15 protein-coding genes are annotated in these 14,915 nt (G+C 65.8%); 5 read left to right on the top strand and 10 right to left on the bottom strand.

Annotation, left to right across the window (positions count from 1 at the left end; all coding sequences use genetic code 11):
* The first annotated feature begins 111 nt into the window (after positions 1-111).
* Genes ACGLYG10_RS13570 through ACGLYG10_RS13560 form a run of 3 tightly spaced genes read left to right on the top strand, consistent with a single transcriptional unit; the run spans position 112 to position 3,886 of the window.
* Complete coding sequence (locus ACGLYG10_RS13570; RefSeq protein WP_083565923.1) at positions 112-1,104, top strand: ABC transporter permease; 993 nt, start codon at positions 112-114, stop codon at positions 1,102-1,104.
* Positions 1,105-1,117: 13 nt separating this feature from the next.
* Positions 1,118-2,056 (top strand): carbohydrate ABC transporter permease, encoded by a 939-nt coding sequence (locus ACGLYG10_RS13565; protein WP_083565922.1) that lies wholly within the window; start codon positions 1,118-1,120, stop codon positions 2,054-2,056.
* A 60-nt stretch (positions 2,057-2,116) separates the two neighbouring features.
* Positions 2,117-3,886: a type 2 periplasmic-binding domain-containing protein gene (locus ACGLYG10_RS13560; protein WP_073333096.1), complete on the top strand. Its 1,770-nt coding sequence runs from the start codon at positions 2,117-2,119 to the stop codon at positions 3,884-3,886.
* A gap of 104 nt (positions 3,887-3,990) precedes the next feature.
* Here the strand turns inward: ACGLYG10_RS13560 and ACGLYG10_RS13555 are convergent, their stop codons facing one another.
* Positions 3,991-4,392: a hypothetical protein gene (locus ACGLYG10_RS13555; protein WP_073333094.1), complete on the bottom strand. Its 402-nt coding sequence runs from the start codon at positions 4,390-4,392 to the stop codon at positions 3,991-3,993.
* 89 nt (positions 4,393-4,481) lie between these two features.
* Between ACGLYG10_RS13555 and ACGLYG10_RS13550 the strand changes: the two genes are divergently transcribed.
* The gene (locus tag ACGLYG10_RS13550) at positions 4,482-4,721 is read left to right on the top strand and encodes an RNA-binding S4 domain-containing protein (RefSeq protein WP_073333091.1); all 240 of its coding nucleotides are present in this window, start codon (positions 4,482-4,484) and stop codon (positions 4,719-4,721) included.
* A 244-nt stretch (positions 4,722-4,965) separates the two neighbouring features.
* Positions 4,966-6,003: a hypothetical protein gene (locus ACGLYG10_RS13545; protein ID WP_073333088.1), complete on the top strand. Its 1,038-nt coding sequence runs from the start codon at positions 4,966-4,968 to the stop codon at positions 6,001-6,003.
* 145 nt (positions 6,004-6,148) lie between these two features.
* Here ACGLYG10_RS13545 and dnaE read toward each other — a convergent pair whose 3' ends face one another.
* The 9 genes from dnaE to ACGLYG10_RS13500 all read right to left on the bottom strand — a co-directional run bounded on the left by dnaE (position 6,149) and on the right by ACGLYG10_RS13500 (position 14,899).
* On the bottom strand, positions 6,149-9,766 hold the full coding sequence (dnaE, locus tag ACGLYG10_RS13540) for a DNA polymerase III subunit alpha (protein WP_073333086.1): 3,618 nt from the start codon (positions 9,764-9,766) through the stop codon (positions 6,149-6,151).
* Positions 9,767-9,776: 10 nt separating this feature from the next.
* On the bottom strand, positions 9,777-10,331 hold the full coding sequence (locus ACGLYG10_RS13535; protein ID WP_073333083.1) for a GNAT family N-acetyltransferase: 555 nt from the start codon (positions 10,329-10,331) through the stop codon (positions 9,777-9,779).
* Positions 10,332-10,345: 14 nt separating this feature from the next.
* Positions 10,346-11,266, bottom strand: coding sequence for an RluA family pseudouridine synthase (locus ACGLYG10_RS13530; RefSeq protein WP_073333080.1), 921 nt, complete (start codon positions 11,264-11,266; stop codon positions 10,346-10,348).
* Positions 11,263-11,892 (bottom strand): signal peptidase II, encoded by a 630-nt coding sequence (lspA, locus tag ACGLYG10_RS13525; protein WP_083565921.1) that lies wholly within the window; start codon positions 11,890-11,892, stop codon positions 11,263-11,265. Before lspA ends, ACGLYG10_RS13530 begins: the two co-directional genes overlap by 4 nt.
* A 138-nt stretch (positions 11,893-12,030) precedes the next feature.
* Positions 12,031-12,633 (bottom strand): DivIVA domain-containing protein, encoded by a 603-nt coding sequence (locus ACGLYG10_RS13520; protein WP_073333078.1) that lies wholly within the window; start codon positions 12,631-12,633, stop codon positions 12,031-12,033.
* Between the two features lie 110 nt (positions 12,634-12,743).
* Entirely contained in the window at positions 12,744-12,962 is a 219-nt protein-coding gene (locus ACGLYG10_RS13515) for a DivIVA domain-containing protein (protein ID WP_073333075.1), read from the bottom strand.
* 236 nt (positions 12,963-13,198) lie between these two features.
* Complete coding sequence (locus ACGLYG10_RS13510; RefSeq protein WP_073333074.1) at positions 13,199-13,489, bottom strand: YggT family protein; 291 nt, start codon at positions 13,487-13,489, stop codon at positions 13,199-13,201.
* Positions 13,490-13,510: 21 nt separating this feature from the next.
* On the bottom strand, positions 13,511-13,981 hold the full coding sequence (locus ACGLYG10_RS13505; protein WP_073333072.1) for a cell division protein SepF: 471 nt from the start codon (positions 13,979-13,981) through the stop codon (positions 13,511-13,513).
* 132 nt (positions 13,982-14,113) lie between these two features.
* Positions 14,114-14,899, bottom strand: a complete 786-nt coding sequence (locus tag ACGLYG10_RS13500) for a purine nucleoside phosphorylase YfiH/LACC1 family protein (protein ID WP_073333274.1) — start codon at positions 14,897-14,899, stop codon at positions 14,114-14,116.
* Positions 14,900-14,915: the final 16 nt, after the last annotated feature.

The following is a 14,915-nucleotide window of genomic DNA, read 5'->3' as shown; positions in this document are numbered from 1 at the left end:
GTCGGCAACCCCCTTGGAAACTAAGCGAGATCAGACGGTCCGCCATCATCTGCAAGGACGCAGCAACGCATCCGGTAACCATCGAACCGCTACGATCGATAAGGAGTGATCATGGCATTGCCACCAGCGCCGGCGTCGGTCGTTGCCGCCAACGAGAAAGCCGGGCGCTCACGTCGCCACGCGCAAACCGACCAGCCGCAGCACCGTCGTCCCAAGTCGTTCAAACTCTTCCTGTCGATCACACCGTTCCTGGTCCTGGTACTGCTGTTCAGCTACCTGCCACTGCTCGGATGGGTGTACTCGCTGTTCGACTTCAGGCCGGCCCGCGGCCTGGCCAATTCTGAGTTCGTGGGGCTCCAGTGGTTCCGGATGCTGGTCCAATCACCAACCCAGGTGCATCAGATCCTGCGGGTGCTCGCCAACACGCTGGGGATGAGCTTCCTTGGTATCGCGACGTCGGTACTCCCCCTGGGCTTCGCCGTGCTGCTCAACGAAATCCAGGCCAAGTGGTTCAAGAACCTCGTCCAGACGCTGACCACGCTCCCGAACTTCATCTCGTGGGTACTCGTCTACATGATCGCATTCGCACTATTCTCGTCAACCGGAATGGTGAACTCGACGATGCTGTCGCTCGGGCTCATCGACGTACCGGTCAAGTTCCTGGACTCCGGCTCACACGTCTGGCTCAAAATGACCGCATGGGGACTGTGGAAAGGACTCGGATGGGGCTCGATCATGTACCTGGCCGCCATTTCCGGAATAGACCAATCCCTATATGAGTCGGCGAAGGTTGACGGCGCCGGGCGGTTTAGGACCATGTGGTCCATCACCATCCCACAGCTACTCCCCACCTATTTCGTGCTGCTCATGCTCTCGATCGCAAGCATCTTGAACAACGGCATGGAACAGTACTACGTGTTCCAGAATGCCTTCAACAAGCAGCACATCGAGGTTTTGGATCTGTACGTCTACAACGTCGGCATGGGCGGCAATAACCTATCCCTCGCGACCGCGATCAGCATGCTCAAGTCGATCGTATCCGTCGTACTCCTTCTATCTGTAAACGGCCTGTCGAAGCGCCTGCGCGGAACTTCGCTCATCTGAGGGGTGTAGAACAATGCTCAAGTCCAAGCGGCCCACAGTTCCGCAGGCCCGCCGCATGAAGCGCACCCGCGGAGATGTTGCCTTTCACATCGCCAACTACACCGGTGCGGCCCTGCTCGCCTTCGTCTGCGGATATCCCTTCTACTACCTGATCATCAACTCGATCAGCGCCAACAACGTCGCCGCGTTGGGCGACGTGCGCTGGCTGCCAGAGGGAATCCATTTCAGCAACTACGCCAGCGTATTCCAACTCAGCGGACTCTCGCAGGCCGCGGCCGTGTCCGTGGCACGAACCGTGATTGGGACCGCATGTACCGTACTTGCGTCGGCATATCTGGGGTTCATGTTCACCCAGGAGCGCTTGTGGAAGCGTGCCTTATGGTATCGGCTCGTCGTCATCACCATGTACTTCAACGCAGGCATTATTCCCGTCTTCATCGTCATGTACGCGTTAGGACTTACCAACAACTTTCTCGTGTACATCCTGCCGGCTATCGTCCAGCCCTTCAATATCATTCTCGTGAAAACCTATGTCGAGTCGATGCCCCACGAGCTGCAGGAAGCCGCCGAGGTCGATGGCGCCAGCACCGTACAAGTATTCGCTCGCATAATGCTGCCGAACATGACCCCGATCCTGGCAACGGTCGCGATCTTCTCCGCGGTGGCGCAATGGAACAGCTTCCAGGATACCCTGATGTACATAACTGACAAGAGCCTATACACCTTGCAGTACCTGTTGTACACCTACATCAATCAGGCGGACAGCCTCGCTCAAATGGCTCAGCAGTCCGGGGGCAACCTCGGTTCCGTCGCCGCGGCGGCAACTGCCCAGACGGCGACCTCGATCAGAACCACCGTAGCGGTCGTTGTCGTATTGCCGATTCTCTTCGTATACCCGATGTTCCAGCGCTACTTCGTCAAGGGAATCATGCTCGGCGCCGTCAAAGGCTAGTCAGTACTTCTTCAGTCATCCAGCCATCCACTATTCCTCACCCCATCAAAGGAGATGCACATGGCCACCTCAATCTCACGCCGATCGCTATTGGTCGGAGCAAGCGCCGCGTTCGGCCTGCTGACACTGGGAGCATGCGGCAAGAACAACGCATCCGGTTCATCGTTCAGCAACGCGGATGCCACCGCATTCCCAACCACGTGGTCCGACACGGCTAAGTTCGAAGTGTTCGACGGCCTCGCCAACCAGGCGGGCGAGCAACCCGGTTGGTTCGGCAAGATGGTCTCGGACCGCTATGGCCTCACTCTCAACTTGGTGTCGCCCAACGTCGCCGGAGGTGGCGACACGCTGTACAACACGCGCGTCACGGCGGGCAACTTGGGTGACATTGTGGTGGTCAGTGTTGGTAAGCAAATGAATGAGCTGATCGACGGCGGCCTGCTCATGGACTTCACGCCGGTATACGGCGCCATGAAGAATGTGGCACGCTTCGACGCGGCAGTCCAGAAGCTGAACGAGGACAAGGACGGACTGTACGGACTGCCCACCCAGATCTCGACGCTCAAGCCTACTGAACCCAGCGAAGGCATTGACCCGACGTTCGGTCCCTTCGTGCGTTGGGACCTCTACAAACAGATCGGCTACCCGGAGATCCCGACTCTCGAAGACCTGCTTCCGGTACTGCAGCAGATGCAGGAGGCCCAGCCCACCGCGGACAATGGTAAGAAGACCTACGCCATCTCCCTGTTCAAGGATTGGGACGGGAACATGATGAACAACGCCAAGCAGCCGGTGTGCTACTACGGCTATGACGAGATCGGGTTCGTACTCGCCAAAGCTGATGGCTCCGACTTCCAGGGAATCCTCGACGATGATGGCCAGTACCGCCGTGTGCTCAAGTGGTTCTTCGACGCGAATCAGCTTGGTATCGTCGATCCGGACTCGACGACGCAGAACTATGACACGTTGTTCTCCAAGATGCAGGCCGGCCAGGTCCTCTTCTCATTCTGGCCCTGGCAGGGTCAGTCTGCCTACAACACCGAGGAGCACATGGCGGCCGGTAAGGGCTTCGAGATCGCCCCACTCGCGGACATGAAGGTCTTCTCCTACGGTGCCGAAGCGGTCGGTGGCCAGCAAATCATCGCTATTGGCTCACAGGTAAGCGACCCGGACCGCGCCGCAGCCTTCCTCGACTGGCTGTACAGCTCGGAGGGGGTATCTTGCAACTCCAGCCAGACGATGGGCGCTGCAGGGCCGCGGGGCCTCACCTGGGATATCAACGCCGACGGCAAGCCCGAGCTCACGGACTTCGGCCGCGAGGCGCTCCTGGGCGACGACGCGGACGTCCCCAGCGATTGGGGAACCGGCACCTACAAGGAAGGCGCCTCGTGGCTCAACGTAACGACCGTACTCGGTAACGACATCGACCCCGAAACCGGCTACCCCTTCAACTACAAGATGTGGGAGACATACCAGGAGACCACCGCTAACCCACTCTCCGAGGACTGGTCGGCCAAGATGGGCGGCGCAACGACAACAATGCAGTACCTCCAGGACAACGACATGTTGGCGGTCGCCCCGGGCGCTAGCTACGTGGCTCCCGACGATGACTCACAGACCGAGTCGCTGCGCAACCAGGTAAAGTCCGTCATCGTTGAAAGCTCCTGGAAGATGGCATTTGCCAGCGACGAGGCCGAGTTCGACTCCCTATGGGAAGACCTCAAGGCCACCGCCGATGGACTGGGCTACCAGGACGTCCTTGAGGTCGACATGTCCAACGCAAAGGATCAGCAGGCCGCGCGCGAGGAGATCGTGGCACAGTTCGGCTGAGTTCCCGTGACGTCCCCACCCCGGGTGTTGGTCGTGATGTATCACTCCGACGAGCACCCGGGGTGTTGGCTAAACCGGTTGCGGCGCCACGCCGTGGTCCTCGTTCATCCTTGGGCCCAGTATTCCCAGCAGGCACTGCGCTCGGGCGGCGCCCAGGCGTCGTCGGCTGTGCCGACCTCACCCTTGGCCTGGTTGATCACCAACGCCGGCAGGCTCGGCTCGCCGCGCTCGGCGCAGTCGTGTCCGAGCATGTGCAGCAGCGGGCCCATGTGGCGAGGCAGGATGGTGCCGCCGATCGCCTCGCTGAGCTCGCCGTAGGTGATGACCTCACGGTGCGCGGCGACGTCGATCAGCACCTCGCGAGCACGCATCACGGCTTCGGCCAGCCGCGGCGTCAGCGTGTACCTGCGCTCACCCACCGGGTAGCGCTCCCCCACGGTCAGCGCGAGTTCGCCTCCCGCAGGCAGCTCGGGCTCGGGCGATGTCCCAGACGCAGACGATGACACCCGTTCATCCTCCCAGATCCTGACGCAGGCGTGGGCGGAGGTCAGGGCTCGCGGCTGCGAATACCGTGCGGCCCTGTCAAAATGAGCGCATGTCTGCATCCGCCTTCCCCTCCGTTCCCGTCTCCGGCGAGATCAAGCTCGGGCAGTTCCTCAAGCTCGCAGGCCTAGTGGAGGACGGAGCCGACGCCCGCATCGCCATCCAGTCCGGCGACGTCACGGTAAACGGCGAAGTCGAGACCCGGCGCGGGCACCGCCTGGCCGACGGCGACGTCGTCGTCGTGGACCTGCCGATGGGTGCGGCCGGCGCCGTCGTGACCGCCGCGCCCTGAGCCGCCCACCCCCGTAACCCGCCTGTCCCCTGCGTGCGGCGTCTAGTACGAGCTTTTGCACCCTGGTGTATGGCAAATAGCCGCACACCAGGGTGCAAAAGCTCGCAGTAGAGCAGTAGCCCGCACCGGGGCAACACGGCCGTGTGATCTCACCGGCGTCCACAGGGAGCACTCACGACACCCCACGGGCGTTCCATCAACAGACCTCGGAACCCACTGCTCGCAACCGCCGCAGGCTTGAACCATGCAGTCCTACCCGACACCTCCACCGCTGCCCTCCGTCAAGTTCACCGCCGAGCGCACGCGCCGTTCCCTACCCGCCGGGGACAACCTGATAGCAGTGGATCGGGGCGCCTACGTGCCGCGTCCGGACTCGGCTGCACCACTGTGGTCGCAGCGGCAATACATAACGCTGGCACGGTGCGAGGCCGTGCTGCATGCCCATACTTCGGCGATCAGTCTCACGCATGAGGCCGCTGCGGTTGTCCAGGGCATCGCCAGCCCCAGTGCCGAACCCGACATCCGCGTCGCAGTACCGCACAACCATTCGCGCACGCGCAGGCCCCTACCCCAGCAGACATATGTTCATGCCAACGGCAGGCACTCCGGCCGGCGCGTCGCTGCCGTTCGCTCGACGACCGCCCCGGTTCTAGATGACGTCCGTGTGGTCGGCGGCCTGCGGGTGACAACACCGCTGCGCACCGCCATGGACTGTGCCTTTGACCTGCCCGCGCTTGACGCGATCGTGGTAGTTGACTCCGCTCTGCGCGCTGTTTGCCGACCCGACCGCTTCACCGGTCGTTGCTGCGGCGATCTCTCCGCGACTGCCGCGATTGACACGCTGAAAGCGATGATTGAGGAGCAGGGACTGCGCGCCGGCAAACGGCGAGCACGCGCCGTCGTCGACATCGCCGACCCGCGAGCGGAGTCTCCCGGCGAAAGCATGCTGCGCGGAGTGGTCCACGCCGTCGGCCTACCGGATCCACAGATACAGGAACGCTGGCTCGATGACGGCGAGATGGCCGAGTACTTCTTGGACCTCGCCTGGCCCGAATATCGCCTCGCCCTGGAGTTCGACGGCTATGGCAAGTACCGCGCCAGCAGCGACCTTCGCGATGAGAAGCACAGAGAGATGCGACTACGCAACGCCGGGGGCTGGCAGGTACACCGCGTCGAGTGGGGCGACCTGCGCGATCGCGAGTCCTTCGGGCGACGGCTGGTGGACTTGTTCCCACCATCCGCGGCGCGCCTGACACGACGCCGGAAGGACCTGTGGTTGTAGGCCGCCGAGCACACCGAGCCACGTACCACTGACACACGCAAAACCCGTCTGGTACGAGCTTTTGCACCCTGGTGTATGGCAAATAGCCGCACACCAGGGTGCAAAAGCTCGTAGTAGGGCACAAAGGGTCGCAGCAGGCCGGCGGTCAGCGCTTGAGACAGCCGGGGCCCAGCAGCGCCTTGATGTCGGAGTAGAAGGCCGCAGACGCCTCCACGCGCAGGGAGTTGTCCAACTGGGTGCGCACCTCACGGCCGGGGCTGGTCAGCGTCAGCCGCACGGTGGACATGCCCGGGTGCTTCTCCAGCACCGTCTTGAACTGCTCCACCAGCGGGCCGGTGCAGCGGTTGGTCGGCAGCGTGATCGTCACCGCCTCGTGCGTGGCGCTGGACACGTCCGGCACCGTCATCTCCTGCACGTACAGGGCGACCTGCCCGTCGCGCCGGTTCAGGCGCCCGCGCAGGGTCACCACCGTATCCGGGGCCAGCATCGTGGAGACCGTCTGGTAGGTGGAGGGGAAGAACAGGGCTTCGATGCTGCCGCCCAGGTCCTCGATCTGGGCGATGGCCCACAGGTTGCCCTGCTTGGTGGTCTTGCGGGTCAGCGAGGTGATCAGCCCGGCGATGGTGACCATGGCGCCGTCGGGCCGGTCGTCGTCCTCGATGAGGTCGGAGATCTCGGTGTCGGCCAGCTTGGACAGGGCGCTCTCCAGCCCGAGCAGCGGGTGGTCGGAGACGTACAGGCCGAGCATGTCACGCTCGTAGGCGAGCTTCTCCTTCTTGTCCCACTCGGGCAGGTCGGGCACCTCCGAGGAGAAGACCGGGCCGGAACCGAAGCCGGCATCGGCGGCCTCGCCGCCCCCCTCCCCCATGAGGGAGGCGAACAGGTCGAACTGGCCGGCGGCCTCGTTGCGCTTGACGCCGATGATCTCATCGACGAAGTCCTCGTGGCAGGCCTGCAGGGCGCGCCGGGACTTGCCCAGCGTGTCGAAGGCGCCGGCCTTGATCAGGGAGTCGATGGTGCGCTTGTTGCACACCACCGCCGGGACCTTGTCGAGGAAGTCCTCGAAGCTGGTGAAGTCGCCCTTCTGCTCGCGCGCCTGCACGATGGCGTCGACGACGTTGGCACCGACATTGCGGATGGCGCCCAGGCCGAAGCGAATGTCCTCGCCCACGGCGGAGAACTGGGCGCGCGAGGCGTTGACGTCCGGGGGAAGCACCTTGATACCCATGTGGCGGCACTCGCCCAGGTAGACGGCCAGCTTGTCCTTGTTGTCCTTCTGGGAGGTGAGAATGGCCGCCATGTACTCGGTCGCGTAGTGGCACTTGAGATAGGCGGTCCAGTAGGTCACCACGCCGTAGGCAGCCGAGTGAGCCTTGTTGAAGGCGTAGGAGGAGAAGGGGACGACGACGTCCCACAGGGTCTGGATGGCCTCCTCGGAGTAGCCGTTGTCCAACATGCCCTGCCGGAAGCCGACGAACTCCTTGGCCAGGATCTCCGGCTTCTTCTTGCCCATGGCCTTGCGGAGCTTGTCTGCCTTGCCCAGGGAGAAGCCCGCCAGCTCCTGGGCGATCCTCATGACCTGCTCCTGGTAGACGATCAGGCCGTAGGTGGTGCCCAGGATCGGATCCAGAACGTCCTTGAGCTCGGGGTGGATGGGGACGATCTCCTGCATGCCGTTCTTGCGCAGGGCGTAGTTGGTGTGCGAGTCGGCGCCCATGGGGCCGGGCCGGTAAAGGGCGCCGACGGCGGAGATGTCCTCGAAGTTGTCCGGCTTCATCAGCCGCAGCAGGGTGCGCATGCCGGAGCCGTCCAGCTGGAAGACGCCCAGGGTCTCCCCGCGGGCGAGCATCGCGTAGGTCTCGTGGTCGTCCAGGGAGATGTTGTCGATGTCCAGAGCCGGCTTGCCGTTGGCGACGATGTTGTCCAGGGCATCGGAGATGACCGTGAGGTTGCGCAGCCCCAGGAAGTCCATCTTGAGCAGCCCCAGGTGCTCGCAGGTGGGGTAGTCGAACTGGGTGATGTAGGCGCCGTCCTGAAGCCGCTGCATCATGGGGATGATGTCCGTCAGCGTCCGGCTGGACATGATGACCGCGCAGGCGTGTACGCCCCACTGGCGGGTCATCCCCTCCAGGCCGCCGGCCAGCTCGACGATCTTCTGCGCGTCGGGGTCCTCGGTGTGCAGGTCGCGGAACTGTTGGGCCTCCCCGTAGCGTGGGTCCTCGGGGTTGAACATGCCCTTGATGGTGATGTCCTTACCCATCACCGACGGCGGCATCGCCTTGGTCAGGCGGTCGCCGACCGCGTAGGGGTAACCCATGACACGGGAAGAGTCCTTCAGGGCCTGCTTGGCCTTGATCACGCCGTAGGTGACCACCTGGCTGATCTTGTCCGCGCCGTACTTGTGCTTGACGTACTCCAGCACCTCGTCGCGCCGGCGCTCGTCGAAGTCGACGTCGATATCCGGCATGGAGATGCGCTCGGGGTTGAGGAAGCGCTCGAAGATCAGCCCGTGGTTCAGGGGGTTGAGTTCGGTGATGCCCATCGCGTAGGCGACCATGGAGCCGGCACCGGAGCCGCGGCCCGGGCCCACGCGAATGCCCTGCCGCTTGGCCCAGTTGATGTAGTCGGCCACCACCAGGAAGTAGCCGGGGAAGCCCATCTGCACAATCACGCCGATCTCATATTCGGCCTGCTTGCGGCAGTCCTCGGGAATGTCGCCGTGGAAGCGGCGGTCCATGCCCTTCCAGCATTCCTTGATGAACCAGGACTCCATGGTCTCCCCCTCGGGCACGGGGAAGGCCGGCATGTAGGACACGCCATCGTCAACCGTCTGGAAGTTGACGTTGCACTGTTCGGCCACCAGCAGGGTGTTGTCACACGCCTGGGGCATCTCCTTGAACAGGGCGCGCATCTCCCGCCCGGGACGCAGGTAGTAGGTGTCGCCGTCGAACTTGAAGCGGTCGGGGTCCGACAATACCGAGCCGGAGTTGATGCACAGCATCGCATCCTGCACGGTACGGTCCTCGGGGCGCACGTAGTGGGAGTCGTTGGTGGCCAGCAGGGGGGCGTCCAATATTTCCGAGATGCGCAGCAGGTCCTTAATGACGCGCTGCTCGATCTCCAGCCCGTGGTCCATGAGCTCGACGTAGAAGAAGTCCTTGCCGAAGATGTCCTGCAGCTCGCCGGCGGCGCGCAGGGCCTCATCCCACTGGCCCAGGCGCAGCCGGGTCTGCACCTCGCTGGACGGGCACCCGGTTGAGCCGATGAGGCCGCCCGCGTAGCGGGACAGCAGCTCACGGTCCATACGCGGCGCCTTGCCCCACTGCCCCTCCAGGGAGGCGTAGGAATCCAGGCGCATGAGGTTGTGCAGGCCCTCGTCGTTGCGGGACAGCAGAGTCATGTGCGTGTAGGAGCCGCGGGCGGAGACGTCGTCGGAGCGCTGGGACTCGTCTCCCCAGAACACACGGGTCTTGTCGAAGCGGGAGGTGCCCGGCGTCATGTACGCCTCCACCCCGATGATCGGCTTGATACCGGCCTGCTTGGCGGCCGCGTAGAACTCGTAGGCGCCGAACATGTAGCCGTGGTCGGTGATGGCCAGGGCACGCTGCCCCAGCCGTTTGGCCTCGGCGACGTAGTTCTTGATCTTCCCGGCGCCATCGAGCATGGAGTAGTCGGTGTGAACGTGCAGGTGGACGAAGTCGTCGTAGGGCTCCTGGCCGTCGGTCTGCTCGTCCACCGTCTGCGCAACGCTCGTGTCTGCCATGCGGCTCATCTTAGGAGCGTGTGAGCGTGCGGGCCATGTCCTGATGCCAGATGCCGGCATCCAGGTAGCGCTCCCCGGTGACCACCCGGTAGCCACAGCGCCGATAGAAGCCCATGGCCGTTTCCTGCGCCGCCAGCACCACGGTGACGGCGCCCTCCACGGACGCGTACCGCAGGGCGGCCTGCTCGACGGCGGCGACCAGGCGCGCCCCCAGCCCGGTGCGTCGGGCGGGGCGTCTGACGGCCAGGCGTCCCAGGTGGACCTGCCCGGGGCGGTCGGGTTCCAGCAGCAGGCGCGCCGCGCCCAGTGGGGCGCCGTCCGCGCCGCAGGCGAGCACGTGGATGGTGGTGGCCGCGAAGTCGCGGGCGTCGATCTCCAGGGCGAGGGGGACGTCCTGCTCGTCCACGAACACCTCCAGACGCACGTCCGCCACCGCGCGGCGCAGCTCGTCGAGGGCGGGGTCGGCGTCATCGCCGCGGGCGGTGGCGAAGCGGATGGGGGCGACGACGGCGCGCAGCGGCGTGATGCGCAGCGGCGGGTGGCCGGTCGGGTCAGGTGCGGTCATTGGCGGCAGGCGGTTCAGGGCAGGCGTAGGACTTCCAGGGCCCGGGTCAGGTCCTCGGGGTAATCGCTGTGGAAGGTCATCCGTCTGCCGGTGAGCGGGTGGGCGATGGTCAGTTCGGTGGCGTGCAGCCACTGGCGTCTCAGGCCGGTCTGGGCGCTCAGGGTGGGGTCCGCCCCGTAGGTGGCGTCTCCCACGCAGGGGTGGCCGACGGCGGCCATGTGCACGCGGATCTGGTGGGTGCGACCGGTCTCCAGGTGGACCTCCACCAGGCTGGCGCGGGGCATGAATTCGATCACGTCATAGTGGGTGATGGACTCGCGCCCGCCGTCGATGATGGCCATCTTCCACTCCCTGCCGGGGTGACGGCCGATGGGGGCGTCGATCGTGCCGGAGGAGGGGTCCAGGTGGCCTTGGACGACGGCGTGGTAGACCTTGTCGACGGTGTGCTCACGGAAGGCGCGCTTGAGCACCGAGTAGGCCCGTTCCCCCTTGGCGACGATCATGACGCCGGAGGTGCCCACATCCAGCCGCGAGACGATGCCCTGTCGCTCGGCGGCGCCGGAGGTGGCCACCGATATGTGCATGGCTCGCAGCGCGCCGAGCACATCGGGACCGTCCCAGCCGACCGACGGGTGCGCGGCCACGCCGGCGGGCTTGTCGACCACGACGATGTCGGCGTCCTCGTACAGGATTCTCATGCCCTCCACCGGGGTGGCAGCCGGCGCGGGCGGGCGCGGGTCGGGCAGGTCGGCCTCGATCGTGGTGTCGGCCTCCAGCCGCTGCGCCTTGTCCGCGGCCGCGCCGTCGATGCGGACCCGGCCGGCGGCGCAAAGGGCCTCAACCTTGGAGCGGGACAGCCCGGTCATGCGGGCCAGGGCCGCGTCCAGCCGCTGCCCCACGAGCCCGTCCGGAACGGGCAGCAGCCGCAGGCTCATGCGTCGGTCTCCGCATGCCGACCGCGCCCCTCGCCAGCACGGCTGCCGTCCAACTCGCGGCCGCGCACGGACAACACCATGATGATGACGGCGGCGCCGACGATGGCGATGTCGGCCACATTCCCCACGAACCAGCCGCCGTAGTCGATGAAGTCCACCACGTGTCCGCGCAGCACGCCGGGGGCGCGCACCAGGCGATCGATGAGATTGCCCACCGCGCCGCCCAGCACCAGGCCGAGCGCGACCGCCCACCACATGGAGCCCAGTCGTCGGGAGATGCGAATCACCACCACGGTTACGATGATGGCGATCAGGGCGAAGATCCAGGTCTGACCGGTGGCGAAGGAGAAGGCGGCGCCGGGGTTGCGCAGCAGCGTCAGCGTCAGCCAGTCGCCCAGCACGCGCACGCGGTGCCCATCCGACAGGGCTGCTACCGCCCACACCTTCGTCAGCTGGTCCACGGCCACCACCGCGACCGCCAGCGTCCACAACGCCGCCAGGGGGCGGTGCGGACGCCGGACGGACGCCGTCTTGGTCGCCTCCGGCATGCCGGCGGAGGTCGGCGTGTCCGGCGTGCCGGCGGAGGTCGGCCGGATCGGCGTGACGGGTTCGGGAGTCTCGCTCATGGTCCTTCGTGGAGTTCAACGGGTGGATGCGGCTTGCCACCGCCCGGCAGAGACGAACCCGGTCGGGGCGGCGGCCCGGCTGGGCCCGCCGCCCCGACCGGCGGATGTCATGACGCGGTTGCGGCGTCGGCGCTGCCGTTACAGGCTGGGCGCGGCCGACGCGTTGCCGTCCTCGACGGTGGTCAGCAGGTTCTGCAGGTAGCTCTTCAGGCGCGTGCGGTAGTCGGACTCGAAGCGGCGCAGTTCGTCGATCTTGTGCTCCAGGCCGGAGCGCTCCTTCTCCAGCTGCGCCAGGGTGCGGTTGCGCTGGTCCTCGGCCTCGCGCACGACCTGCTCACCGGTGGCGCGGGCCTCGGCGATGATGCGCTCGCCCTCGGCCTTGCCGTTGGCGACGTGCTCGTCGTGCAGGCGCTGGGCCAGCTCGAGCATGCCGGAGGCGGCCGCCGGTTCCTGGGACTCGTCGGCGACCGGCACGACGGGAGCCGGCTCGACGACGGGCTCCACCACCGTGGTCTCCCGCGCGGCGACCGGCGCGGCCGGGGCGCCCTCACCCAGCTCGGCGATGCGGGCGTTCGCGGCCTCAAGCTTGGCCTTCAGGTCGGCGTTCTCGGCCTCAAGCTGACGCATGGACTCGACGACCTCATCAAGGAACTCGTCGACCTCGTCCTGCTCGTATCCCTCGCGGAACTTGGTTGCCTGGAACTTCTTATTGAGGACGTCGTCTGCGGTTAGCAGCGTCATAGTCGTCACCTCGGTGTCGTTACGGAAGATGCCACGAGCACCGGATGACCGGCGACTCATGCGGACAGATTACCTGAACTCCAGGTTCAGGCCACATTCGGAGGCGCATGTCACGCGCCCGGTGTCGCCCCTGCCTGCCCCCTTAGCCTTGCATTGGCGCGCTCCAGGCGCGCAACTCGGGCCTTCGCGGATGCCAACTCGTTCTCAAGACTCCGCATGGCGGCGATCACCTCATCAAGAAACTCGTCAACTGCCTCCTGCCCGTATCCTTCGCGGAATCGGGTGGTCGGAAGCTTCTTGTTGAGGACGTCGTCCGCGGTCAGCGGCATGATGATGATCTCCTCAGCGTCGTGGGGTGGACTGATTGGGCACCGGAGAACCGGCCCTCATGCTGTCGGGATGCTCAGCTCCTGATGCGAGTTAAATCGGAAGGGACCGGCCACACCCCGTGTTGCGTTAGCGCCATGGGGCGGACCACATGTCACGTTACCATCACATGCGGCGATGTATGTCGCCTTCGGGCTGAATTCCTGCCGCATCCTCGATCCAGCGACCGCGTTGAACGTCACACCAGCAGCAGGAGCAGGCGCCGGACGATGACGATTCCGAACCACAGGACCAGGAAACTCAGGTCTATGCCGACGCCGCCCAGGCGCACCAGCGGCACGAAGCGGCGGATCTGCCGCAGCGGCGGGTCGGTAAGCCCGTAGACGGCATTGGCCAGAACCAGCACGACGCCGGTGGGGCGCCAGCTACGAGCGAACAGCTGGATCCAATCCAACACCACACGGATCAGCAGGATCAGAATATAGAGGTTGAGCAGGCTCGAAATGATCGAGACGACAATTGCGGTCATGGGCTGCGCAGGTCGGCCCGATCAACTCTGGTTGAAGAAGCGACCGTGGGCGTCATCGGCGCCCTCGCCGTCGTCGATCTCGACCGAAGTCGGGGTCAGCAGGAACACGCGCGGGGTGACCCGCTCGATGGCGCCGTGCAGCCCGAAGACCAGCCCGGCGGAGAAGTCGACCATGCGGCGGGCGTCGGACTCGCTCATGTTGGTGAGGTTGACGATGACCGGTACGCCATCCCGGAAGGACTCGCCGATCACCCGGGCCTCGTTGTAGGTGGAGGGGTGCACGGTGACGATGCGACGCAGATCCGGGGTCGCCGCCGAGGCGGGCGCCTCCTCGAAGGGGGCCTCGTAGACGTTGCCGGCGTCGTGGTCCGTGTAGTCATCGGCCAGGCCCTGGGTGAAGTCCACGTGGGTGTCCTCGGGGGCGTCGGCGTAGTCCTCTTCGATCGGCTCGGAGTAGCCGAGGAAATTGGTCATCTTACGCAGTGCGCTCATGAGAGTTGCTCCTTGTCCGTCCGGTTCCCTGCGGTCCGGACGAGGCTGACGGTATCGGGCGCCGACGGACTGGCGGCTGATTCACTGCGGCGTGTCATCGGATATCGGCGCGTCCGTATCCATTCGGCGCCGTTACGCCGGTGCCGGCAGCACAATCCCGGCCTGACGACCGGTCACGCCGTCGCGCCGGTAGGAGTACAGCTCGGTTTGCTCGTAGGTGCAGCAGTGGACGTTGAGAATGTGGCGTACGCCGGCGCGTTCGAGTTGGGCAGTGATGCCGGCGGCCAGGTCGATGCCGGGCGTGCCCCAGCGCGTGGTGCTGGCGCAGGCGGGCTCACGGTCCGCGGCCTCGGCGTGCAGCGCGGCGCCCACCTCGTAGCAGGCGCCACAGATCGACGGTCCAATGGCAGCGCGGATGCCGGCGGGCTCCGCGCCGACGGCGACCAGGGCCGCCACGGCCGCCGGGACGATTCCGGCCAGGAACCCGCGGCGGCCGGCGTGGACGGCGGCAACCGCGGCGCCGTCGGCGCTGGCCAGCAGCAGCGGTACGCAGTCGGCCACGAGCACGGCCGCGGCCGCCGCCGGGAGCGGACCGGAGCCGCCCGGGCCGGCGGGTGGGGTGCGGGTATCCAGGACCAGCGCATCGGCAGTGGGCACGGCGTCGGCCTGGGCGGAGGCGATGCGGGCCGAGTGCACCTGGTTCATCCAGGCGATGCCTGCACGGCCACCGGCACCGGGCGCGGCTTCCGCCGCGTCGGGAACAACGCCCAGCGCCCGAGCGAGGCGGCGGCGGTGAGCCTCAACCCGGACGGAGTCGTCACCGACGTGGAGGGCGAGGTTGAAGCCCGCATACGGGCCGCCCTCCCCCGCCGGTGCGGGCGCGCGGGTGGTGAAGTAGCCGCGGGCGCCGTCGCCCATGTCGACGGCGATCAGC

Source organism: Actinomyces glycerinitolerans (genome assembly GCF_900098745.1).
Lineage (GTDB): Bacteria > Actinomycetota > Actinomycetes > Actinomycetales > Actinomycetaceae > Actinomyces > Actinomyces glycerinitolerans.
This window is presented reverse-complemented; position numbering and strand designations above follow the sequence as displayed.

Coding starts and splice junctions, on each gene's coding strand:
- ACGLYG10_RS13570 (WP_083565923.1), top strand. CDS start 112: ATGGCATTGCCACCAGCGCCGGCGTCGGTCGTTGCCGCCAACGAGAAA.
- ACGLYG10_RS13565 (WP_083565922.1), top strand. CDS start 1,118: ATGCTCAAGTCCAAGCGGCCCACAGTTCCGCAGGCCCGCCGCATGAAG.
- ACGLYG10_RS13560 (WP_073333096.1), top strand. CDS start 2,117: ATGGCCACCTCAATCTCACGCCGATCGCTATTGGTCGGAGCAAGCGCC.
- ACGLYG10_RS13550 (WP_073333091.1), top strand. CDS start 4,482: ATGTCTGCATCCGCCTTCCCCTCCGTTCCCGTCTCCGGCGAGATCAAG.
- ACGLYG10_RS13545 (WP_073333088.1), top strand. CDS start 4,966: ATGCAGTCCTACCCGACACCTCCACCGCTGCCCTCCGTCAAGTTCACC.
- dnaE (WP_073333086.1), bottom strand. CDS start 9,766: ATGGCAGACACGAGCGTTGCGCAGACGGTGGACGAGCAGACCGACGGC.
- ACGLYG10_RS13535 (WP_073333083.1), bottom strand. CDS start 10,331: ATGACCGCACCTGACCCGACCGGCCACCCGCCGCTGCGCATCACGCCG.
- ACGLYG10_RS13530 (WP_073333080.1), bottom strand. CDS start 11,266: ATGAGCCTGCGGCTGCTGCCCGTTCCGGACGGGCTCGTGGGGCAGCGG.
- lspA (WP_083565921.1), bottom strand. CDS start 11,892: ATGAGCGAGACTCCCGAACCCGTCACGCCGATCCGGCCGACCTCCGCC.
- ACGLYG10_RS13520 (WP_073333078.1), bottom strand. CDS start 12,633: ATGACGCTGCTAACCGCAGACGACGTCCTCAATAAGAAGTTCCAGGCA.
- ACGLYG10_RS13515 (WP_073333075.1), bottom strand. CDS start 12,962: ATGCCGCTGACCGCGGACGACGTCCTCAACAAGAAGCTTCCGACCACC.
- ACGLYG10_RS13510 (WP_073333074.1), bottom strand. CDS start 13,489: ATGACCGCAATTGTCGTCTCGATCATTTCGAGCCTGCTCAACCTCTAT.
- ACGLYG10_RS13505 (WP_073333072.1), bottom strand. CDS start 13,981: ATGAGCGCACTGCGTAAGATGACCAATTTCCTCGGCTACTCCGAGCCG.
- ACGLYG10_RS13500 (WP_073333274.1), bottom strand. CDS start 14,899: ATGGGCGACGGCGCCCGCGGCTACTTCACCACCCGCGCGCCCGCACCG.